The following is a 21,357-nucleotide window of genomic DNA, read 5'->3' on the forward strand; positions in this document are numbered from 1 at the left end:
TTGGTTAATGCGACATCAACACGTCGTTGGTGGAGACAAAACCAACGTACCAGGCTTATTCCTGTGGAGTTATATATGAGCGATAAAATTATTCACCTGACTGACGACAGTTTTGACACGGACGTACTTAAGGCTGACGGGCTGATCCTCGTCGATTTCTGGGCTGAATGGTGTGGTCCTTGCAAAATGATCGCCCCGATTCTGGATGAGATCGCTGACGAATATCAGGGCAAACTGACCGTTGCCAAGCTGAACATCGACCAGAACCCGGGCACCGCACCAAAATACGGTATCCGTGGCATCCCAACCCTTCTGCTGTTCAAAAACGGCGAAGTGGCAGCGACCAAAGTGGGCGCGCTGTCCAAAGGTCAACTGAAAGAGTTCCTGGACGCTAACCTGGCGTAAGGTTTCTCCGCTGTGCGTTCAGAGCTCCCGGCTAAATGATGTGGAACTCTGGACGCCCGGCTGAAGTCGTGCTAAGTTAGCTATGACTTCGTTTTAAACATATCTTGTTGTTTGAATCTTGTTTTACCCGATACTTCCCGTTGTTAACATGAACAGTGCGTGAAGTGGCTAAATTCCGGGCTTGTCACTCAATCCGTCTTGTCGTTTCAGTTCTGCGTTCTTTCCCTGTGACCAGGCAGCGAACAGACATGAGTTGATGGCCGCTAAACAGGCATGGATGACCCTGCCATACCATTCACAACATTAAGTTCGAGAATCACCCCGAGTTTAAGAACCCACACCATTATGAATCTTACCGAATTAAAGAATACGCCGGTTTCTGAGCTGATCACTCTCGGCGAAAATATGGGGCTGGAAAACCAGGCTCGTATGCGCAAGCAGGACATCATTTTCTCCATCCTGAAGCAGCACGCTAAGAGTGGCGAAGATATCTTTGGCGACGGTGTGCTGGAGATATTGCAAGACGGATTTGGTTTCCTCCGCTCTGCAGACAGCTCCTACCTCGCCGGCCCTGACGACATCTACGTATCCCCCAGCCAAATCCGCCGTTTCAACCTCCGCACTGGTGACACCATTTCAGGTAAGATTCGTCCTCCTAAAGAGGGTGAACGCTACTTTGCGCTGTTGAAAGTCAATGAAGTTAACTTCGACAAGCCGGAAAACTCGCGTAATAAGATCCTCTTCGAGAACTTAACGCCGCTGCACGCGAACTCTCGCCTGCGCATGGAGCGTGGTAACGGTTCTACTGAAGACTTAACCGCGCGTGTTCTGGATCTGGCATCACCAATTGGTCGCGGCCAGCGTGGTCTGATTGTGGCACCGCCGAAAGCGGGTAAAACCATGCTGCTGCAGAACATCGCTCAGAGCATTGCTTATAACCACCCAGACTGCGTGCTGATGGTGCTGCTGATTGACGAACGTCCGGAAGAAGTGACCGAGATGCAGCGTCTGGTTAAAGGTGAAGTGGTTGCTTCTACCTTCGACGAACCGGCATCTCGCCACGTTCAGGTTGCGGAAATGGTTATCGAGAAGGCGAAACGTCTGGTTGAGCACAAGAAAGACGTGATCATCCTGCTTGACTCCATCACCCGTCTGGCGCGTGCCTATAACACCGTGGTTCCGGCGTCTGGTAAAGTGCTGACCGGTGGTGTGGATGCTAACGCCCTGCATCGTCCGAAACGCTTCTTCGGTGCCGCACGTAACGTGGAAGAGGGCGGCAGCCTGACCATCATCGCGACGGCGCTGATCGATACCGGTTCTAAAATGGACGAAGTGATTTACGAAGAATTTAAAGGTACAGGTAACATGGAACTGCACCTTTCTCGTAAAATCGCTGAAAAACGCGTCTTCCCGGCTATCGATTACAACCGTTCCGGTACCCGTAAAGAAGAGCTGCTCACCACGCAGGAAGAGCTGCAGAAAATGTGGATCCTGCGCAAAATCATCCATCCAATGGGTGAAATTGACGCGATGGAGTTCCTCATTAATAAACTGGCGATGACCAAAACCAACGATGATTTCTTCGACATGATGAAACGCTCGTAACGCAAATAAAGCCAGCGAACGCCACGTTTTTACGTGGCGTTTTCCTTTTATGGACTATACGCTAGTACCACCAACTCCCAATTTTGACTCGTCAGTGCGACAATAAGATAATTCGCACAGTAAAAACATTAATAGCTTGAATAATAAACAAATGGAACTGTAAGAGGTTTGCTTTATAACTTCAGGCTCAGCGCCTTGATGGTTATACTTCCTTGACTAACATTTGTTGAGAACATCCATTGTGAACCTACTTGATACGTTTACTGAACTAACCAGTATTTTCTTGTTTACCACCTGCTTTTTGTTTCTGGCACGTAAGGTGGCGAAATATCTGGGGTTAGTGGATAAACCCAACTTCCGTAAGCGTCATCAAGGTATGATTCCTTTGGTCGGCGGTATCTCTGTTTTCGCGGGGATCTGCTTCACGTTTGCCATCGCGGATTACTATATTCCACATGCCAGGCTGTACCTGACCTGTGCGACGGTGCTTGTGGTGGTTGGCGCTCTTGACGACCGTTATGATATTAGCGTCAAAATCCGCGCCTTCGTTCAGGCTGCTGTGGCTATCGCTATGATGGTGTTTGCTAAGCTGCACTTGAGTAGTCTGGGTTATATTTTTGGCTCCTGGGAGATGGAACTCGGTCCGTTCGGTTATTTCCTGACACTTTTTGCCGTGTGGGTGGCAATTAACGCGTTCAACATGGTTGACGGTATCGATGGTTTGTTGGGAGGTCTGTCCTGCGTCTCATTTGCCGCAATTGGTTTCATTTTATGGTTCGATGGGCAATATAGCCTTGCTATGTGGTGTTTTGCCATGATTGCGGCCATCCTGCCTTATATCCTGTTGAATCTCGGCGCATTGGGCCGGCGCTATAAAGTATTCATGGGTGATGCGGGTAGCACACTTATCGGCTTTACTATCATTTGGATCTTGCTGGAAACCACTCAGGGTGATGTACACCCCATTAGTCCAGTAACGGCATTATGGATTATCGCTATCCCGTTAATGGATATGGTTGCGATTATGTATCGCCGCCTGCGTAAAGGGATGAGTCCTTTCTCTGCTGACCGTCAGCACATTCATCATTTGATCATGCGAGCCGGATTCACTTCCCGGCAAGCATTTGTGCTTATTACGCTGGCGGCTGCTATTCTAGCGGGGATTGGCGTGACGGCGGAATATACACATTTTGTGCCTGAATGGGCTATGTTGGTATTGTTCTTGCTAGCTTTTTCTCTCTACGGCTACTGCATCAAGCGTGCATGGAAGGTAGCACGCTTCATTAAACGTATTAAGCGCAGGATGCGTCGTAACAGTGGCAAACATACAACATTAACTAAGTAAAACCGGGACTATGATGACTCAACCGTTGGCGGGAGCGAAATCAGTGGTAACAGAGAATGAGCTGGATATTCGGGGTTTGTTTCGCGTGTTATGGGCAGGCAAACTTTGGATTGCGGGGATCGTGCTGGGGTTTGCACTGTTAGCGCTGGCCTATACATTCTTTGCAAAGCAAGAGTGGAGCGCCACGGCAATCACAGACAAGCCAACGGTTAACATGCTCGGGGGATACTATTCTCAGCAGCAATTCCTGCGAAACCTGGACATCAAAGCCAGTCTTGCTACGCCTGACCAGGCTTCCGTTATGGACGAAGCCTATAAAGAGTTTGTGATGCAGCTGGCATCGTGGGATACCCGCCGCGATTTCTGGTCCCAGACGGATTACTACAAGCAGCGTCGGGTTGATAACACCAAAGCCGATGCCGCCCTGCTGGACGATCTGATTAACAATATTCAGTTTATGCCGGGCGACGCGCTGCGTAGCGTGAATGACAGCGTCAAGCTGATTGCAGAAACCGCGCCGGATGCCAACAACCTGTTGCGCCAGTACGTCGCGTTTGCCAGCCAGCGTGCCGCAAGCCATCTTAACGAAGAGCTTAAAGGAGCCTGGGCGGCCCGTACCATCCAGATGAAAGCGCAGGTGAAACGTCAGGAAGAGGTGGCGAATACCATTTTCGGTCGCCGCGTGCATAACATTGAGCAGGCGCTGAAAATTGCGGAACAGCACAATATTTCCCGTACTGAGACGGACGTGCCGGCCGATGAGCTGCCTGATTCAGAAATGTTCCTTCTTGGCCGCCCCATGTTGCAGGCGCGTCTGGAAAACCTGAAGGCCGTTGGGCCTGATTTTGACCTCGATTACGATCAAAATCGCGCGATGCTCAATACGCTTAATGTCGGCCCATCCCTGGACCCGCGTTTTCAGACCTATCGTTATTTGCGAACACCTGAAGAACCTGTAAAACGCGACAGTCCGCGCCGCGCATTCCTGATGATCATGTGGGGGATTGTGGGCGCACTCGTTGGTGCTGGCGTGGCGTTAACGCGTCGTCGCAAAAACTAAGAACGCCGTTTACGATGAAGGCTATAGCCTTCATCGCCTAATCGAAGAGAATCGATGTGAAAGTACTTACCGTATTTGGCACCAGGCCGGAGGCCATTAAGATGGCGCCTCTGGTTCATGCGCTGGCCAGCGATCCTGATATTGAATCGAAAGTCTGCGTCACGGCACAGCACCGTGAGATGCTCGACCAGGTTTTAACGCTCTTTTCCATAGCCCCGGATTACGACCTCAATATTATGAAACCAGGGCAAGGCTTGACCGAAATAACCTGCCGCATACTGCAAGATCTCAAGCCGATCCTGGAGTCATTTAAGCCCGACGTTGTGCTGGTACACGGTGACACCACCACTACCGTGGCGACAAGCCTGGCCGCGTTTTACCAGCGAATTCCCGTGGGGCATGTTGAGGCGGGGCTGCGTACCGGCAATCTTTATTCGCCGTGGCCGGAAGAGGCCAACCGCACGTTAACGGGTCATCTGGCGATGTACCACTTTGCGCCAACGGAAAACTCGCGTCAGAACCTGCTGCGTGAAAATATCGCCGATAACAAAATCTTTGTGACCGGCAATACGGTCATTGACGCGTTAATTTGGGTACGTGACCGCGTCCTGGCAAACAGCGATCTTCAGAAAGAGCTCGCAGCCCGCTATCCGTTCCTTCACAACGGCAAAAAAACCATTCTGGTCACTGGCCACCGTCGCGAAAGCTTTGGCCGGGGTTTTGAGCAAATCTGTCACGCGCTGGCTGAAATCGCCGCGCAGAATGACGATGTGCAAATTGTCTATCCAGTACACCTTAACCCTAACGTCAGCGAGCCGGTTAACCGGATCCTGGGCCATGTCGAAAATGTCCTTCTGATTGAACCTCAGGACTACATGCCGTTTGTCTGGCTGATGAACCACGCCTGGCTGATCCTCACCGATTCCGGCGGAATTCAGGAAGAAGCGCCATCCCTCGGCAAACCGGTGCTGGTGATGCGTGAAACGACCGAACGTCCGGAAGCCGTCAAAGCCGGTACGGTGCGTCTGGTCGGCACCAACGCGCAGCTCATCGTCGAAGAGGTCACGCGCCTGCTGCATGACGATGAAGCGTATCAGGCGATGAGCCGGGCCCATAATCCGTACGGAGACGGGCAGGCTTGTGGCCGTATTTTGCATGCACTTAAACACAATCGGGTATCGCTATGAGTTTTACTACCATCTCGGTCATTGGTCTTGGCTACATTGGTTTGCCTACTGCAGCCGCGTTTGCCTCTCGTCAGAAACAGGTTGTTGGTGTGGATATCAACGCACGAGCGGTAGAAACCATTAACCGTGGCGAGATTCATATTGTTGAGCCCGATCTTGACCGCGTGGTGAAAGAGGCGGTGGAGGGGGGCTTCCTGCGTGCCAGCACGACGCCAGTTGAAGCGGATGCCTACCTGATTGCCGTCCCTACCCCGTTTAAAGGCGACCACGAGCCCGACATGGCGTTCGTCGAGGCGGCGGCAAAATCCATAGCGCCAGTGCTGAAGAAAGGGGCGCTGGTGATCCTGGAATCGACCTCTCCGGTCGGCGCTACAGAGCAGATGGCGCAGTGGCTGGCCGACGCGCGCCCTGATTTAAGCTTCCCGCAGCAGGCGGGGGAGCAGGCGGATATCAACATCGCCTACTGTCCGGAGCGCGTGCTGCCGGGCCAGGTGATGGTCGAACTGATTAAAAACGACCGCGTCATTGGCGGTATGACGCCCGTCTGTTCCGAGCGTGCCAGCGCGCTGTATAAGATTTTCCTGGAAGGCGAGTGCGTGGTGACCAACTCCCGCACCGCCGAGATGTGCAAGCTGACGGAAAACAGCTTCCGCGACGTCAATATCGCCTTTGCGAACGAACTGTCGCTGATCTGCGCCGATCAGGGGATTAACGTCTGGGAGCTGATTAGCCTGGCGAATCGCCATCCTCGCGTGAACATTCTGCAGCCAGGCCCGGGCGTGGGTGGTCACTGTATCGCCGTCGATCCGTGGTTTATCGTGGCGCAAAATCCGGCGCAGGCGCGTCTGATTCGCACCGCGCGTGAAGTGAATGACAGCAAGCCTCACTGGGTGCTCAATCAGGTTAAAGCGACTGTAGCGGATTGCCTGGCAGAGAGCGGCAAGCGCGCCAGCGAGCTTAAAATTGCCTGCTTTGGTCTGGCATTTAAACCCAATATTGACGATCTGCGCGAAAGCCCGGCGATGGAAATTGCCGAGATGATTGCCGAATGGCACAAGGGTGAAACGCTGGTGGTTGAGCCGAATATCCATGAGTTGCCGGCAAAACTGGCGGGACACTGCACGCTGACGGCGCTGGACGAGGCGCTGGCGACGGCGGACGTGCTGGTGCTGCTGGTAGATCATAAAGAGTTTAAAGCGACGTCCGGCGATGCCGTTCGTCAGCAGTATATTGTGGATACCAAAGGTGTCTGGCGTTGAACAGCCTGAATGGGGTGCTCGAGTCCCTGCAGTGGGAGAGTGCCTTTTTCGGCCTGCCGTCGGCCATCGTGCGTCTGCGCGATGACGCGCCGGTGCTGGCTGAATCAGATTTTATCGCCTGGCAACGGGTGCAGGCTAAGATCCCGGCGGAGCGTGCCGATCTGCTTGACGCGCTCCAGCAGCACGGCTTTCAGCTGGTTGAAGGTGAGGTAGACCTTTCCATTACCCTTACCCGGCACGATGCGTCCGGCGCGGAAATTGCAAACGAACAGGACATCCCCGTGCTGCGTCAGATGGCGGCCCAGGCATTTGCACAGAGCCGCTTTCGTGCGCCCTGGTATGCGTCTGACGATAGCGGACGTTTCTATGCCCAGTGGATAGAGAATGCGGTCAAAGGCACCTTTGACCACGTCTGCCTGGTTTTCCGTGCAGGGGACGGTCAAATCCAGGGGTTCGTCTCTCTGCGTAAGCTCAACGAGCGCGAGGCGCGTATTGGCTTATTAGCCGGGCGCGGCATGGGTGAAAAACTCATGCAGGCGGCGCTACACTGGGCGCAGCAGCAGCAGCTTGTGACGCTGCGGGTCGCGACCCAACTGGGCAACACCGCCGCGCTTAAACGTTATATTGCGAGTGGTGCCAACATCGACGCCACCGCCTACTGGTTATACAGGTGACAAGATGATTCCATTTAACGCACCACCCGTTGTCGGAACTGAACTCGACTATATGCAGTCTGCCATGGGCAGCGGCAAACTCTGTGGTGACGGCGGTTTTACCCGTCGCTGTCAGCAGTGGATGGAACAGCGTTTTCGCAGCGCTAAAGTGCTGCTGACCCCGTCCTGTACGGCATCGCTGGAAATGGCGGCTTTGCTGCTGGATATCCAGCCCGGTGATGAAGTGATTATGCCGAGCTATACCTTCGTTTCCACCGCGAACGCCTTTGTCCTGCGCGGAGCGAAAATCGTCTTTGTGGATATCCGCCCGGACACGATGAACATTGATGAGACGCTGATTGAAGCGGCGATCACCGACAAAACGCGCGCGATCGTGCCGGTTCACTACGCGGGCGTAGCCTGTGAAATGGACACCATCATGGCCATCGCCAAAAAGCATAATCTGTTCGTGGTGGAAGATGCCGCGCAGGGCGTGATGTCCACCTACAAGGGACGCGCGCTGGGCACTATCGGCCACATCGGCTGCTTTAGCTTCCACGAAACCAAAAACTACACGGCGGGCGGAGAAGGTGGCGCGACGCTGATTAACGACCGGGCTCTCGTGGAGCGTGCGGAGGTGATCCGCGAAAAAGGCACCAACCGCAGCCAGTTCTTCCGGGGTCAGGTAGATAAATACACCTGGCGCGACATCGGCTCCAGCTATCTGATGGCGGATCTGCAGGCGGCGTACCTGTGGGCACAGCTGGAAGCGGCGGAACGTATCAATCTTCAGCGTCTTTCCCTGTGGCAAACGTATTACGATGCGCTTGAACCTCTGGCCAAATCCGGGCGTATTGAGCTGCCGACCATCCCGGCGGATTGCGTCCACAATGCGCATATGTTCTACATCAAGCTGCGCGATAACGACGACCGCAGCGAGCTCATCGCCTGGCTGAAAGAGGCCGAAATTATGGCGGTGTTTCACTATATCCCGCTGCACTCCAGCCCGGCCGGCGAAGCGTTTGGCACGTTCGCGGGTGAAGATCGTTACACCACGAAAGAAAGTGAGCGTTTGCTTCGCCTGCCACTGTTCTACAACCTCGCGCCTGTTAACCAGCGTACGGTGATTAATACCCTCCTGAGTTATTTCGGCTGATATGTCTCTGGCAAAAGCATCGGTGTGGACCGCCGCGTCCACGCTTGTAAAAATTGGCGCCGGGCTGCTGGTCGTCAAGCTGTTGGCCGTCTCATTTGGCCCCTCTGGCGTGGGGCTGGCGGGTAATTTCCGCCAGCTTGTTACCGTCCTTGGCGTGCTGGCCGGCGCCGGTATTTTCAACGGCGTCACGAAATACGTTGCGCAGTATCACGATGATGCGGCTCATCTGCGCAGGGTGGTGGGCACCTCTTCGGCGATGGTCACGGGTTTTTCGACCCTGATGGCGGTTGTCTTTCTGCTGGCGGCGGCGCCCATCAGCCAGGGGTTGTTCGGGCACACCCATTATCAGGGGCTGGTGCGTCTGGTCGCGTTGGTTCAGATGGGCATTGCCTGGGCAAACCTGCTGCTGGCGCTGATGAAAGGGTTTCGTGATGCCGCCGGGAACGCGCTTGCCTTAATCCTGGGAAGCGTCATCGGCGTGATTGCCTATTACTTCTGCTATCGCCTGGGCGGCTATGAGGGCGCACTGCTGGGGCTGGCGCTGGTCCCGGCGCTGGTTGTTGTGCCAGCGGCGTTTATGCTGATGCGCCGGGGCATCATCCCTCTGAGCTACCTGAAACCGCAATGGGACACGATGCTTGCCAGCCAGCTGGGTAAATTTACCCTGATGGCGCTCATCACCTCCGTCACGCTGCCGGTAGCCTATGTGATGATGCGAAACCTGCTGGCGGCGCATTATAGCTGGGATGAAGTCGGGATTTGGCAGGGCGTGAGCAGCATTTCCGATGCCTACCTCCAATTTATAACGGCTTCCTTTAGCGTTTATTTGCTGCCAACCTTATCGCGCCTGACGTCCAGACAAGAAATTACGCGCGAGATTTTCCGATCTCTGCGCTTTGTGCTGCCGGCCGTCGCGGCGGCCAGCTTTACCGTCTGGTTACTGCGCGATGTCGCCATCTGGCTGTTGTTCTCGGCGAAGTTCACCGCCATGCGCGATCTCTTTGCCTGGCAGCTGGTGGGTGATGTGCTGAAAGTGGGTGCTTATGTTTTCGGCTATCTGGTGATTGCAAAAGCGTCCCTGCGGCTGTATATCCTGGCGGAAATTAGCCAGTTTGCGTTACTGACAGCATTTTCACACTGGCTGATACCCGCGCACGGTGCGCTGGGGGCGGCTCAGGCCTACATGGCAACCTATATCGTTTATTTCGCCGCCTGTTGCGGCGTATTTTTATTGTGGCGTAAACGCGCATGACTGCACTGATTCACATCCTGGGATCGGATATCCCACACCATAACCAGACCGTTTTGCGGTTCTTCAACGACGAGCTGGCATCGGGTAATCCTGATGCGCGTGAGTTTATGGTTGCAGGTCAGGATAAGGGCCTGAGCGAGGCGTTTCCGGCGCTGACGATTCGCTTCTGGCCGGATAAGGCTGCGCTGGCGAAGGCGGTCGTTGCCAAAGCCAAAGCGGATCGTAAGCAACGTTTCTTTTTCCACGGGCAGTTCAATACCGGCCTGTGGCTGGCACTGCTCAGCGGGGGGATTAAACCCTCCCAGTGCAGCTGGCATATCTGGGGAGCCGATCTCTACGAAGTCTCCCGCGGCTGGAAATTCCGTCTTTTCTATCCGCTGCGGCGCATGGCGCAGGGGCGCGTGGGCTGCGTGTTTGCCACCCGAGGCGATCTCAACTATTTTGCTAAACAGCATCCGAACGTGCGCGGAGAATTACTCTATTTCCCAACCCGCATGGATCCGGCGCTGAACGCCATGGCGAATGACGAGGTGCGTGAGGGCAAGCTAACGATCCTGGTGGGGAATTCCGGCGATCGCAGTAACGAACACGTCGCGGCGCTCAGGGCGGTGCATCAGCAGTTCGGCGACACGGTGAACGTGGTGGTGCCGATGGGCTATCCCGCCAACAACGACGCCTATATTGCTGAGGTTCGCCAACAGGGGCTTGCGCTGTTTAGTGCAGAAAATCTGCACATCCTCAGCGATAAGCTGGAATTTGATCAATATCTTGCGCTGCTGAGAAAATGCGATCTCGGCTATTTCATCTTTGCCCGACAGCAGGGAATTGGCACGCTGTGTCTGCTGATTCAGGCGGGTGTACCGTGCGTGCTCAACCGCGACAACCCGTTCTGGCAGGACATGGCCGAGCAGCATATTCCGGTGCTGTTTACCTCAGACACGCTGAATGTCGAGGTGGTACGGGAAGCCCAACGCCAGCTCACGCTGGTGGATAAGAATAGCATCGATTTTTTCAGCCCGAATTACCTCACGCCGTGGCACCGCGCGCTGCGTATCGCTTCAGGAGACAAAGCATGAGTCAGTTGCAATTCAGCGGCTTACTGGTTGTCTGGCTTCTGAGCACCCTGTTTATCGCCACGCTTACCTGGTTTGAGTTCCGCCGGGTGCGCTTCAACTTTAACGTGTTCTTCTCGTTACTGTTTCTGCTGACCTTCTTTTTCGGCTTCCCGCTCACTAGCATTTTGGTCTTCCGTTTTGACGTGAGCGTCGCGCCGCCGGAAATCCTGCTCCAGGCGCTTCTGGCGGCGACCTGCTTCTATGCGGTCTACTACGTCACCTATAAAACGCGTCTGCGTGCAGCGCAGGCTGCTGCCCCGCGTCGGCCGCTTTTTACCATGAATCGGGTAGAGACCCACCTGACGTGGGTGATGCTGATGACCATCGCCCTGGTCAGCGTCGGTATCTTCTTCATGCATAACGGCTTTCTGCTGTTTAAGCTCCACTCCTACAGCCAGATTTTTTCGGCAGAAGTCTCGGGCGTGGCGCTTAAGCGTTTCTTCTACTTCTTCATTCCGGCGATGCTGGTGATCTTTTTCCTGCGTCAGGACAGCAAAGCGTGGCTGTTCTTCCTGGTCAGCACCGTCGCGTTTGGCATCCTGACCTACATGATTGTGGGCGGTACGCGCGCGAACATTATTATCGCCTTCGCTATCTTCCTGTTTATCGGCATCATCCGCGGCTGGATCTCGCTGTGGATGCTGGTTGCAGCAGGCGTGTTTGGGATTGTGGGGATGTTCTGGCTGGCGCTGAAGCGCTACGGAATGAACGTGGCGGGCGATGAGGCGTTTTACACGTTCCTCTACCTGACGCGCGATACCTTCTCGCCGTGGGAAAACCTGGCATTGCTGCTGCAAAACTACGACAAGATTGATTTCCAGGGGCTGGCACCGATTGTTCGCGACTTCTACGTCTTTATCCCTTCCTGGCTATGGCCGGACCGGCCTGGCGTGGTGCTTAACACGGCAAATTACTTTACCTGGGAAGTGCTGAACAACCATTCCGGTCTGGCAATCTCGCCAACGCTGATTGGTTCCCTGGTGGTGATGGGGGGGGCGTGGTTCATTCTGCCCGGCGCGGTTGCCGTTGGGCTGATTATCAAATGGTTTGACTGGCTTTACCTGCGCGGCAACGAAGAGACAAACCGCTATAAAGCCGCCATTTTGCACAGTTTCTGCTTTGGTGCCATTTTCAATATGATCGTTCTGGCGCGCGAAGGGCTGGACTCGTTCGTGTCGCGCGTGGTGTTCTTCATGGTTGTGTTCGGCGTCTGCCTGTTACTGGCCAAACTGCTGTACTGGCTGTTTGACAGCGCAGGGCTTGTGCACAAGCGCGAGCGGCAGGGCAGCACAACGCTGTCGCAAGTCTGAGTAAGGATAGTAATGACTGATAAAATTTCTGCACCGCGCTATGCGCTACGTGGCCTGCAGCTTATTGGCTGGCGCGACATGCAGCACGCGCTGGACTTTCTGTTCGCCGACGGCCAGATGAAATCCGGTACGCTGGTGGCCATCAACGCGGAAAAAATGCTGGCGGTTGAGGATAATGCGGAAGTCAAAAGCCTGATTGAAGCGGCTGAATTTAAATACGCGGACGGGATCAGCGTGGTCCGCTCTATCCGTAAAAAGTATCCTGACGCTAATGTATCCCGCGTGGCGGGGGCCGATCTCTGGGAGCAGCTTATGGCCCGCGCAGGTGCGCAGGGCACGCCCGTGTTCCTGATTGGCGGTAAGCCGGAGATACTGGCCCAGACGGAGGAGAAACTGCGTCGTCAATGGAATGTTAATATTGTCGGCAGCCAGGATGGTTACTTCAAACCGGAAGATCGGCAGGCTCTGTTTGAGCGCGTTCGTGACAGCGGGGCGAAAATTGTTACCGTGGCGATGGGCTCCCCGCGCCAGGAGATCCTGATGCGTGACTGCCGTCTGGTCTGCCCGGATGCTCTCTACATGGGCGTCGGCGGCACGTACGACGTCTTTACCGGCCACGTTAAGCGTGCGCCAAAGGTCTGGCAAAATCTGGGGCTGGAATGGCTGTACCGCCTGCTATCGCAACCGACGCGCATTAAACGACAGATCCGTCTGCTTCGCTACCTCGCCTGGCATTACACCGGGAAAATGTAATCAAAATGTAGCGCGATATGCTATTCGCGCTGCAACTCGCCTGCAAAACTGCTGATAATCTGTGCAATGCATTCATTTTTTTAATGCATCGTTTGCCATTTGGCAGATTTTAAGAAACCATTCGCTCCGTATTTTAGTACCCCTAAAAAACAATACCCGGTCTTAAGCCGGGAAACAGCAAACACAATCGAGGATCTATGGCAGAGAAAAAACCGGAGCTACAGCGTGGGCTGGAAGCTCGTCATATTGAACTGATAGCGCTGGGCGGCACTATCGGCGTGGGCCTGTTTATGGGCTCCGCAAGCACGCTCAAATGGGCAGGCCCTTCCGTATTACTGGCGTATATTATCGCCGGGCTGTTTGTTTTCTTCATTATGCGTTCTATGGGTGAAATGCTCTTCCTGGAGCCGGTAACCGGCTCTTTCGCCGTTTACGCGCACCGTTATATGAGCCCGTTCTTCGGCTACCTGACGGCCTGGTCATACTGGTTTATGTGGATGGCGGTGGGCATCTCAGAGATCACCGCGATAGGGGTCTACGTCCAGTTCTGGTTCCCGGACATGGTCCAGTGGATACCCGCGCTCATTGCCGTGGGGCTGGTGGCGCTGGCAAACCTGGCCGCCGTGCGCCTGTACGGTGAAATTGAGTTCTGGTTCGCAATGATCAAAGTCACCACGATTATCGTGATGATTGTCGTCGGCCTGGGCGTGATTTTCTTCGGCTTTGGCAACGGTGGACACGCTATTGGCTTTGGCAACCTGACCGAAAACGGCGGCTTCTTCGCCGGCGGCTGGAAGGGCTTCCTGACGGCGCTGTGTATCGTAGTGGCCTCGTATCAGGGCGTGGAGCTGATCGGTATTACCGCCGGTGAAGCGAAAAACCCGCAGGTCACGCTGCGTAGCGCGGTAGGCAAAGTGCTGTGGCGTATCCTGATTTTCTATGTGGGCGCGATCTTCGTCATCGTGACCATCTTCCCATGGAACGAAATTGGCACGACGGGTAGCCCGTTTGTTTTAACCTTCGCCAAAATTGGTATCACGGCGGCGGCGGGTATCATCAACTTTGTGGTCCTGACGGCAGCGCTGTCAGGCTGTAACAGTGGGATGTACAGCTGCGGGCGTATGCTCTATGCGCTCTCGAAGAACAACCAGCTGCCTGCGGCAATGAGCAAAGTCTCACGTGCCGGGGTGCCGGTGGCGGGGGTGGCGGTCTCCATAGTAATCCTGCTGATTGGCTCTTGCCTGAATTACATCATTCCTAACCCGCAGCGCGTGTTCGTTTATGTCTACAGCGCCAGCGTACTGCCGGGCATGGTGCCGTGGTTTGTTATCCTCATCAGCCAGCTGCGTTTCCGCCATGCGCATAAAAAAGCGATTGAAAGCCATCCGTTCCGCTCAATTCTGTTCCCCTATGCGAACTATTTGACGATGGCGTTCCTGATTTGCGTATTAATCGGCATGTACTTTAATGAAGATACCCGCATGTCGCTGTTTGTCGGGGTGATCTTCCTTGCGGCTGTAACGGCTGCATATAAGCTTTTTGGCCTGGGCCGCCGTGCCACCACGCAGAAAGTGGAGGAATAAGCGGCAAAGTGTGCAAACCATAACCAAACGCGCATTTTTTTCAAAAAAGCACTAGACAGCGGGGACGGAGGTACGTAATATCCAGCCCCGCAACGGCGCTAAGCGCCCGTAGCTCAGCTGGATAGAGCGCTGCCCTCCGGAGGCAGAGGTCTCAGGTTCGAATCCTGTCGGGCGCACCATTTACCCGGTGCTGGAGCTGCGGTGGTCTGAGAAGTAGTCAGTACCGCGTGAGTTAAGAATACAGTGGTGGCTATAGCTCAGTTGGTAGAGCCCTGGATTGTGATTCCAGTTGTCGTGGGTTCGAATCCCATTAGCCACCCCATTATTTGAAAGAGTTGTGAATTGCGAAGGTGGCGGAATTGGTAGACGCGCTAGCTTCAGGTGTTAGTGTCCTTTGGATGTGGGGGTTCGAGTCCCCCCCCTCGCACCACGACTTTTTAAATGAATTGAACTAAAAATTCAAAAAGCAGTACATCGGCGAGTAGCGCAGCTTGGTAGCGCAACTGGTTTGGGACCAGTGGGTCGGAGGTTCGAATCCTCTCTCGCCGACCAATTTTGAACCCCGCTTCGGCGGGGTTTTTTGTTTTCTGCGGCTTCTCATCCCTGTAGTCATTCTCCGACAGCGTCCTTTTTCTTTGTCGCAATCCAGCGACATGCAACTCATTGAAAGTTAGATAAAAAATCATTTATGGGTTTTGCTGTCTCCTCCTGGCGACAAATTCCCGCCTTTTCCCGATACGTTGTAAAGCCTAAGACGGCGCTTAGCAGCATAATTTCCTTTTATCTTAAAATGTTGCGTCATGTAAAAGTTCTGGGTGTTATGTTGGCACGTTACGTGCAATAATGTGCGTGTAGATGCTCATTCCATCTCTTATGTTCGCCTTAGTGCCTCATAAACTCAGGAATGACGCAGAGCCATTTACGGTGCTTATCGTCCACTGACAGATGTCGCTTCGGCCTCATCAGACACCATGGACACAACGTTGAGTGAAGCACCAAATATGTTGTCTTACAGACCTGTTTTAACGCCTGCTTTTATAGCAGGCGTTTTTTTATGCCTTATTCCCGATACAAGCGCATGATCAGGGCAACCATCAGCAGGGCCGATGCAGAGACAGCATAGAGCGCCTGTACTGAGCCAAACCCTGAAGCCACCGCCGCTGCAATGCCGGTGAAAAGAGAGGCGCTGAGCGTTTGCCAGCGCCAGGCTTTACCGCTGGCAGAAGCGGTTTGCGTGAGAGGAAAACTACTGAGTACGCCAAACGTGCCCGCTGCGAAGAGAACATTCGAGGCCAGATGCGCGATAAAGATCATCCCCAGCGCACATACCGTCCACCCGGATAAAAACGGCAGCATGCCATAAGCGGCCAGAAAGATGCTCAGGCAAACGATTATTCGCGGCGTGTGGGCCGCAACGCGCGTCAGGCTCTCTTTTTTTAGCAGCAGGGGGCCACAAAGCTGCCCCAGACTCCTCGCGAAAAGCAAAGGCAAAGCAAGGCCCGCCGCATCCTGAGGACGGAGCTGCTGGGCCAGTGCAGGGAGAAGCGCCATGGCCGGTGAGCCGACGGCGGCCAGCGCCGGCAGGATGAGCAGGCTGCGTTTCTGCCGAACGGTCAACGCCTGCCAGCGTATTGTTGCAGAACCCCCCTTTTCCATAGTAGTGGGGCCTGGTGCCGGAGAAAACCGGCGTCCAGCCATCCATAGCAGTAACAGTGACCCGAAAAAGCTCGCGGCATCAATAGCCAGCAGGGTAAACACGGAGGTCCTCTGAAATAGCACCACGCCCAGGCCGGTCCCTAACAACACCTGAGAAGCAAAAATCACATTTTCCAGACAGGTCGCAGCAGGCAGCTCTGCTTCGCTAAGTCCGCGCTTAAAGAGCAACGTCAACGCGGGCCAGCTCATCCCGCTGAGCAGGGCTTCGGTGGATTGCACGGCGAGTAATGCGGCAACGCTGTGGTAACCCACGCCAAGCAGGGGAAAGAGCAGGGCGAGCAGGCCCAGCACCTCGGTCAGTATCAGCAGCGATATCGGCGAAAAGCGCGAGCACAGTTTTTCGCCTAAGATGCTGCCGATGAACCCTGGTACCGTAGCGAAAAGAAAAGCGAGAGTGAGTAGAGCGGGCGGGGCTGACCATGCCAGCAGCAAACCGAAGACCACAACCTGGGTTAGACCATTCCCCAGTGAAGAAAAGATAAAAGCGCAGGCAAGCAGGCGCAGCCAGCGGTGGCAGCGCAGCGCCTGGATAAGCGCATACAAAAGCGAGTTCATGGAGATTTCCTTTCAAAAACGATTTAGTCCACGCTGCAAAATGTGCGCGTGTGTGAAAAAAGGTTAATGAAAAGACATTGTTACATTGGCGGATTCGTTTGCGGATGTGGGTGCAAAGAATGTAGCAGGAGAAAGGCGATAAAAAAAGGAGACCCTCTGGCCTCCTTTTTATTTACTGCTGCGGACCGTTATTTTGCAGCGTCAACAGCAACCCATCTCGCCGCATGGCGGCTGCCTCTTCCGGCTTGTGCTGCTTGTCCAGCGTATCGGCAAGCCACGCGTAGTCAAACGCGTCCGGACGCTGTTTCAGCGCCGCGCGGAAGGCGAGGCTCGCCTCCTGCCATTCTCCGTGCTTCATCAGCGACTGACCGAGCGTGCTCCACAGCAGCGGGCGGTCGCCGACGGTTTTAATCTGCTGCCGCAGCACTTTTTCGATTTGCTCAGGATTATTGGTTTTAAGGCGCGGGATCACCATCACCAGACGATCGTCATACTGACGCTTCAGGCCGTCGAGGAGGATCTCCTGAGCCGTGTCATGATCGTCACATTCAATCAGATGTTCCGCCATGGCGACCTGCAGAGGAACCTGCTGACGCGTTTTACGGCTCTGATTCTTCCACCACGTTTTCAGACCGTCGCTGCCCAGGTCGGCGCGCGCCTGATCCATCAGGCCAATCCATGCCAGACGCTGAAGCTCATCACGATGTTCATCGTCGCCCACCTCGGCCTTCGCCATTGACGGAATGATGTCCAACAGCGAACCCCAGGCGCCGGTACGAATATACGCCTGCTCGGCAAGACGCAGCACTTCCGGATGACGTGGCGCGACTTCCAGCAGGCGATCGATACCGTGGCGGGCCGCGTGATTTTCATTGCGCGCCAGCTGCAGGCGAACGCGCGTGATTTCTACAGGAATCGGGTCGCCGTGAGCCAGCTCTGCCGCCCGCTCCAGATGCTGATTGGCGCGGGCTTCGTCACCGCGCTGCTGCGCCGCTTCGGCAGCGAGCAGATAATTCACCACCGGCTGTTCGGCATGGTCGGCGTTTTTCGACATCAGCTTTTCAACCTGCTGATAGTCACCCTCGGCAAGCTTAAGCAGCGCCTGTTCGGTCTGCTTACGGGCGCGGCGGCGTTTGCGGCCAACGAACCAGCCGCGCGTGTGGGCACCGGTGCGGAAAATACGGCGCAGGATCCACTCAATCGCAAACAGCACCACCACGCCGAGGATCAGAATGATCGTCAGGCCGGTTACGCTGGTTTCAATGTTGTAGTTATCCGTCTGGATAAGGACGTAACCCTGATGACCCGCAAGCATAGGTCCCAGCACGATCCCGGCGATCAGCAGGATGAAGAGTAAGAGAACTTTTAGCATCATTACTCTCCTTGTGGTGCGCTTTCAGGCGCCGGAGCAGGAGCAGGTGCCGCTCCGCCCGACGGCTCTGCCGGTACGCCCGGCTGCGCCAGCAGGTTACGTACGCGCGTCTGCATCAGTTTCTCAAGAATCGGCTGGCTGGCCAGCTTATCCGGCACGTTCATGGTGATGTTCTGCTGGCTCAGCTTATCAATGTCTTCGAGGAAGGCGGTGGTCGTCGCATCATCGGTGTTGTAGTAGGCGCGGACCCACGTCGAGACGTTATCCAGCGCCTGTTTGTACGTCTCTTCCTGATGACGCGGCACGGCCTGAGCCGCCACCAGCAGGCGGGAACGAATGTTTTCGCGCAGATAGATATCCTGGTTCGGCGCCAGCAGCGGCACGGCGGTTTCGTCGCGACGGCGGATAGTGATGAAGCTGTCCATAAAGTTCTGCCAGCTTTTCTGCAGGTTTATGCGCCATTCGCTCAGGGAGCTGGAGAGCTCGGTACCGTCGGAATCCATTGGGGAGTCGTCGTCGTTATTATCGGCCAGCTGCAGGTTATCAATCTGATTCGACAGCTGGTTCACCTTGAGGATAATGCCGTCGTAATCCACCTGCGAGACGGCGGAGAGGCTGGCGATGTCCTCGGTGATCGCGCGACGCGCGGTGATAAGGCTCGGGTCGTTCATGTCTGCCAGGCTCGCATCGGCGCTTTTCAGCAGCGCGGCGGCAGTGGTGACGTCCTGATCGCTCCAGAGCTTACGTCCGGCGAGCTTCACCAGGAAGTCAGCCTGCGAGAGCAGCCAGGTTTTGGCATCGGTGCCGGAAATCGTGGCGACTTTCTGCTGCACGTCGCCCAGCTGTTTAGCCAGCTCTTCCTGTTTGCTGTTCGCCTCGGCAAGCGCGGCGGCCTGCTGCTTAATTACCGCTTCCAGCTCGGTTTTCTGCGTCTCCTGCGCTTTTTGCAGGGCAGTGAGCTGATTCACCAGCGCATCGCTGGTGGACGTCTGGTTAGCGCCCTGTTGCTTCACCAGACCGTACAGGCCAACCCCTGCTGCCAGCGCAATGGCGATGGCAATCGCGCTCAGCGCGAGGCTCGTTTTGTTGCTGCCGTTTTTCTTCTCAGCGGTTTTCTCTGTCGTCTCTGGCTGTGGCGTCGTTTCCACAGTCTCCCTGGTCTCTTCAACCACGGCGGAGGATTTGTCGTGTTCCGTCATTATGGCTTCCCATTTGAGAGTTATTGTAATGCGCGCAGCAGCGCATCGTTGTCGGCGTTATCAGCGATCCGAATATCCTGCCAGCCCAGTTCCCGAGCCTGGTTCGCCAGACGCTCACTGACGACCAGAAGCCGACAGCGGAGTAACCAGTTTTCGCGATACCAGAGCGGTATCAGCGACCAAAGCTGTTGTAACATTTCACCGCTGGTGACCACCAGCGTATTAATGCCGCGCGCGTGCCAGCGCATCGCCTCTTCCGCGCCATCGTAGTGTTTTGCACAGCGCTGATAGCACTCAATGAACGTTACGTCTGCACCACGCTCACGCAGCGTTTCGCCCAGCAGCTCGCGACCACCATTACCGCGCAAAATGAGCGCACGCTTTCCGGCAATGGTTTGTAATTCAGGTAATTGTAGCAAGACTTCACTGATTTCCCGATCTAACGGGTAACGAACGTCCACGCTGCTTACGGTATGCAGCGCCAGTGCCGTTGTGCGGCCAATCGCGAAATAGCAGGGGGCGGCTGGCCAGGTCAAACCCTGCTGTTGCAGCTGCGCGTGGGCAAATTCCACGGCATGTTGCGACAGCGCAAACAGCAGGTCGCCTTCCTGAAGGGTATTCATCTGGTCGGCGAGCGCGGAGAGCTCCCGACCGGGGGAGAATTCAATGAGCGGAAAACTCCAGGCCACCTGCCCCAGTGCGCGCAGACGGCTCACTAACTGCTCTCCTGCGGGAGAAGGGCGGGTGACAAGAATACTCATGCAGGGGGCTCTCCATTATAAACGTCAGCCAGAATCTCGCGGGCGCCGTTATCCAGCAGCTCTTCCGCCAGCGACACGCCAAGCTGCTCGGCATCTTGCGCTTTACCGCGGCGTTCACCGCGTACCATCTGCGAACCGTCCGGGGCGCCCACCAGCGCCCGCAGCCACAGTTCGCCATCTGTTAATTCAGCATAGCTGCCAATTGGTACCTGGCATCCCCCTTCGAGGCGGGTATTCATCGCACGCTCGGCTTTTACGCGGATAGCGGTCTCGTCGTGGTTCAGCGGCGCGAGCAGTTCGCGGGTACGCGCATCGTCCAGACGGCACTCGATGCCGACGGCACCCTGGCCCACGGCCGGCAGCGACAGCTCTGGCGGCATCGCCACGCGAATGCGCGACTCCAGCCCCAGACGCTTGAGGCCAGCAACGGCGAGGATAATGGCATCGTAATCGCCGTTATCCAGCTTGCCCAGACGCGTGCCGACGTTACCGCGCAGCGAGCGAATGATCAGGTCAGGACGACGTTCCGCCAGCTGACACTGACGGCGTAAACTGGACGTGCCAACCACGCTACCTTCCGGCAGCGCGTCGAGCGAGTCATAGTGGTTAGAGACAAACGCATCGCGCGGATCTTCGCGCTCGCAGATGGTCACCAGCCCCAGCCCTTCCGGGAACTCGACGGGCACGTCTTTCATTGAATGTACGGCGATATCGGCGCGGTTCTCAAGCAATGCCAGTTCCAGTTCTTTGACAAACAGGCCTTTGCCGCCCACTTTCGCCAGTGGCGTATCGAGGATCACGTCACCGCGCGTGACCATCGGCACCAGCTCGACGCGCAATCCACTGTGGCAGGCTTCAAGGCGCTGCTTCACATAATGTGCCTGCCAGAGCGCGAGAGGGCTTTGGCGTGTGGCAATTCTCAAAACATTGTCTAACATGCTTGTTACCGTCATTATCAATCGCTAACCATCCTAACATTGTTGACTCTGGGATGGCAGTTTTACGGTTGATGAAGCGTGAGAGGGACAAGGCGGCGTATTCGTCAGCCATAGCCGTATTCAGGAATTTACA

General features: G+C 55.4%; 18 protein-coding genes and 4 tRNA genes. 17 read left to right on the top strand and 5 right to left on the bottom strand.

What is annotated here, in order from left to right; translation table 11 throughout:
* Positions 1–75 precede the first annotated feature (75 nt).
* The 17 genes from trxA to P346_RS00680 all read left to right on the top strand — a co-directional run bounded on the left by trxA (position 76) and on the right by P346_RS00680 (position 15,235).
* The gene (gene trxA / locus P346_RS00760) at positions 76–405 is read left to right on the top strand and encodes a thioredoxin TrxA (protein WP_006179218.1); all 330 of its coding nucleotides are present in this window, start codon (positions 76–78) and stop codon (positions 403–405) included.
* Between the two features lie 345 nt (positions 406–750).
* Positions 751–2,010, top strand: a complete 1,260-nt coding sequence (gene rho, locus P346_RS00755; RefSeq protein WP_032662797.1) for a transcription termination factor Rho — start codon at positions 751–753, stop codon at positions 2,008–2,010.
* A gap of 241 nt (positions 2,011–2,251) precedes the next feature.
* Entirely contained in the window at positions 2,252–3,355 is a 1,104-nt protein-coding gene (gene wecA / locus P346_RS00750; protein WP_029739567.1) for a UDP-N-acetylglucosamine--undecaprenyl-phosphate N-acetylglucosaminephosphotransferase, read from the top strand.
* Positions 3,356–3,368: 13 nt separating this feature from the next.
* Positions 3,369–4,415, top strand: coding sequence for an ECA polysaccharide chain length modulation protein (wzzE, locus tag P346_RS00745; RefSeq protein WP_032662799.1), 1,047 nt, complete (start codon positions 3,369–3,371; stop codon positions 4,413–4,415).
* Between the two features lie 56 nt (positions 4,416–4,471).
* On the top strand, positions 4,472–5,602 hold the full coding sequence (gene wecB, locus P346_RS00740) for a non-hydrolyzing UDP-N-acetylglucosamine 2-epimerase (RefSeq protein ID WP_032662801.1): 1,131 nt from the start codon (positions 4,472–4,474) through the stop codon (positions 5,600–5,602).
* Positions 5,599–6,861 (top strand): UDP-N-acetyl-D-mannosamine dehydrogenase, encoded by a 1,263-nt coding sequence (gene wecC, locus P346_RS00735; RefSeq protein ID WP_032662802.1) that lies wholly within the window; start codon positions 5,599–5,601, stop codon positions 6,859–6,861. Before wecB ends, wecC begins: the two co-directional genes overlap by 4 nt.
* Positions 6,858–7,535 carry a dTDP-4-amino-4,6-dideoxy-D-galactose acyltransferase gene (gene rffC / locus P346_RS00730; RefSeq protein ID WP_032662804.1) on the top strand — a complete coding sequence of 226 codons (678 nt, stop codon included), beginning with the start codon at positions 6,858–6,860 and terminating at the stop codon, positions 7,533–7,535. Before wecC ends, rffC begins: the two co-directional genes overlap by 4 nt.
* A 4-nt stretch (positions 7,536–7,539) precedes the next feature.
* Positions 7,540–8,670: a dTDP-4-amino-4,6-dideoxygalactose transaminase gene (gene rffA, locus P346_RS00725; protein ID WP_032662807.1), complete on the top strand. Its 1,131-nt coding sequence runs from the start codon at positions 7,540–7,542 to the stop codon at positions 8,668–8,670.
* Position 8,671: 1 nt separating this feature from the next.
* Positions 8,672–9,922 carry a lipid III flippase WzxE gene (gene wzxE, locus P346_RS00720; protein ID WP_032662809.1) on the top strand — a complete coding sequence of 417 codons (1,251 nt, stop codon included), beginning with the start codon at positions 8,672–8,674 and terminating at the stop codon, positions 9,920–9,922.
* Positions 9,919–10,998 (top strand): TDP-N-acetylfucosamine:lipid II N-acetylfucosaminyltransferase, encoded by a 1,080-nt coding sequence (locus P346_RS00715; protein ID WP_032662810.1) that lies wholly within the window; start codon positions 9,919–9,921, stop codon positions 10,996–10,998. The genes wzxE and P346_RS00715 overlap by 4 nt, the downstream gene beginning before the upstream one ends.
* Positions 10,995–12,347 (top strand): ECA oligosaccharide polymerase, encoded by a 1,353-nt coding sequence (wzyE, locus tag P346_RS00710; RefSeq protein ID WP_032662812.1) that lies wholly within the window; start codon positions 10,995–10,997, stop codon positions 12,345–12,347. Before P346_RS00715 ends, wzyE begins: the two co-directional genes overlap by 4 nt.
* A 12-nt stretch (positions 12,348–12,359) precedes the next feature.
* Positions 12,360–13,100 (top strand): lipopolysaccharide N-acetylmannosaminouronosyltransferase, encoded by a 741-nt coding sequence (gene wecG / locus P346_RS00705; protein WP_029739560.1) that lies wholly within the window; start codon positions 12,360–12,362, stop codon positions 13,098–13,100.
* Between the two features lie 197 nt (positions 13,101–13,297).
* Positions 13,298–14,683: a bifunctional threonine/serine APC transporter ThrP gene (gene thrP / locus P346_RS00700; protein ID WP_032662815.1), complete on the top strand. Its 1,386-nt coding sequence runs from the start codon at positions 13,298–13,300 to the stop codon at positions 14,681–14,683.
* Between the two features lie 102 nt (positions 14,684–14,785).
* Positions 14,786–14,862: transfer RNA gene (locus P346_RS00695), tRNA-Arg, on the top strand.
* A 67-nt stretch (positions 14,863–14,929) separates the two neighbouring features.
* Positions 14,930–15,005, top strand: a tRNA-His gene (locus P346_RS00690).
* Between the two features lie 22 nt (positions 15,006–15,027).
* A tRNA-Leu gene (locus P346_RS00685) sits at positions 15,028–15,113 on the top strand.
* A 45-nt stretch (positions 15,114–15,158) separates the two neighbouring features.
* Positions 15,159–15,235: transfer RNA gene (locus tag P346_RS00680), tRNA-Pro, on the top strand.
* Positions 15,236–15,742: 507 nt separating this feature from the next.
* Here P346_RS00680 and P346_RS00675 read toward each other — a convergent pair.
* From P346_RS00675 to hemC, 5 genes are all read right to left on the bottom strand, one after another.
* Positions 15,743–16,954 carry a hypothetical protein gene (locus tag P346_RS00675; protein ID WP_032662816.1) on the bottom strand — a complete coding sequence of 404 codons (1,212 nt, stop codon included), beginning with the start codon at positions 16,952–16,954 and terminating at the stop codon, positions 15,743–15,745.
* A 172-nt stretch (positions 16,955–17,126) separates the two neighbouring features.
* Positions 17,127–18,326 carry a protoheme IX biogenesis protein HemY gene (gene hemY / locus P346_RS00670; protein WP_032662818.1) on the bottom strand — a complete coding sequence of 400 codons (1,200 nt, stop codon included), beginning with the start codon at positions 18,324–18,326 and terminating at the stop codon, positions 17,127–17,129.
* A 2-nt stretch (positions 18,327–18,328) separates the two neighbouring features.
* Positions 18,329–19,525, bottom strand: a complete 1,197-nt coding sequence (gene hemX / locus P346_RS00665) for a uroporphyrinogen-III C-methyltransferase (protein WP_032662820.1) — start codon at positions 19,523–19,525, stop codon at positions 18,329–18,331.
* A gap of 20 nt (positions 19,526–19,545) precedes the next feature.
* Entirely contained in the window at positions 19,546–20,286 is a 741-nt protein-coding gene (gene hemD / locus P346_RS00660) for a uroporphyrinogen-III synthase (protein WP_032662822.1), read from the bottom strand.
* Complete coding sequence (gene hemC / locus P346_RS00655; RefSeq protein ID WP_032662824.1) at positions 20,283–21,224, bottom strand: hydroxymethylbilane synthase; 942 nt, start codon at positions 21,222–21,224, stop codon at positions 20,283–20,285. The genes hemD and hemC overlap by 4 nt, the downstream gene beginning before the upstream one ends.
* Between the last annotated feature and the right edge of the window lie 133 nt (positions 21,225–21,357).

It is taken from the genome of Enterobacter sp. DC1, from assembly GCF_000568075.1.
GTDB lineage: Bacteria > Pseudomonadota > Gammaproteobacteria > Enterobacterales > Enterobacteriaceae > Enterobacter > Enterobacter asburiae.

What these genes read in the sequence shown, in the direction of transcription:
- trxA (WP_006179218.1), top strand. Translation starts at nt 76, where the DNA reads ATGAGCGATAAAATTATTCACCTGACTGACGACAGTTTTGACACGGAC.
- rho (WP_032662797.1), top strand. Translation starts at nt 751, where the DNA reads ATGAATCTTACCGAATTAAAGAATACGCCGGTTTCTGAGCTGATCACT.
- wzzE (WP_032662799.1), top strand. Translation starts at nt 3,369, where the DNA reads ATGACTCAACCGTTGGCGGGAGCGAAATCAGTGGTAACAGAGAATGAG.
- wecC (WP_032662802.1), top strand. Translation starts at nt 5,599, where the DNA reads ATGAGTTTTACTACCATCTCGGTCATTGGTCTTGGCTACATTGGTTTG.
- rffA (WP_032662807.1), top strand. Translation starts at nt 7,540, where the DNA reads ATGATTCCATTTAACGCACCACCCGTTGTCGGAACTGAACTCGACTAT.
- wzxE (WP_032662809.1), top strand. Translation starts at nt 8,672, where the DNA reads ATGTCTCTGGCAAAAGCATCGGTGTGGACCGCCGCGTCCACGCTTGTA.
- P346_RS00715 (WP_032662810.1), top strand. Translation starts at nt 9,919, where the DNA reads ATGACTGCACTGATTCACATCCTGGGATCGGATATCCCACACCATAAC.
- wzyE (WP_032662812.1), top strand. Translation starts at nt 10,995, where the DNA reads ATGAGTCAGTTGCAATTCAGCGGCTTACTGGTTGTCTGGCTTCTGAGC.
- wecG (WP_029739560.1), top strand. Translation starts at nt 12,360, where the DNA reads ATGACTGATAAAATTTCTGCACCGCGCTATGCGCTACGTGGCCTGCAG.
- thrP (WP_032662815.1), top strand. Translation starts at nt 13,298, where the DNA reads ATGGCAGAGAAAAAACCGGAGCTACAGCGTGGGCTGGAAGCTCGTCAT.
- P346_RS00675 (WP_032662816.1), bottom strand. Translation starts at nt 16,954, where the DNA reads ATGAACTCGCTTTTGTATGCGCTTATCCAGGCGCTGCGCTGCCACCGC.
- hemY (WP_032662818.1), bottom strand. Translation starts at nt 18,326, where the DNA reads ATGCTAAAAGTTCTCTTACTCTTCATCCTGCTGATCGCCGGGATCGTG.
- hemX (WP_032662820.1), bottom strand. Translation starts at nt 19,525, where the DNA reads ATGACGGAACACGACAAATCCTCCGCCGTGGTTGAAGAGACCAGGGAG.
- hemD (WP_032662822.1), bottom strand. Translation starts at nt 20,286, where the DNA reads ATGAGTATTCTTGTCACCCGCCCTTCTCCCGCAGGAGAGCAGTTAGTG.
- hemC (WP_032662824.1), bottom strand. Translation starts at nt 21,224, where the DNA reads ATGTTAGACAATGTTTTGAGAATTGCCACACGCCAAAGCCCTCTCGCG.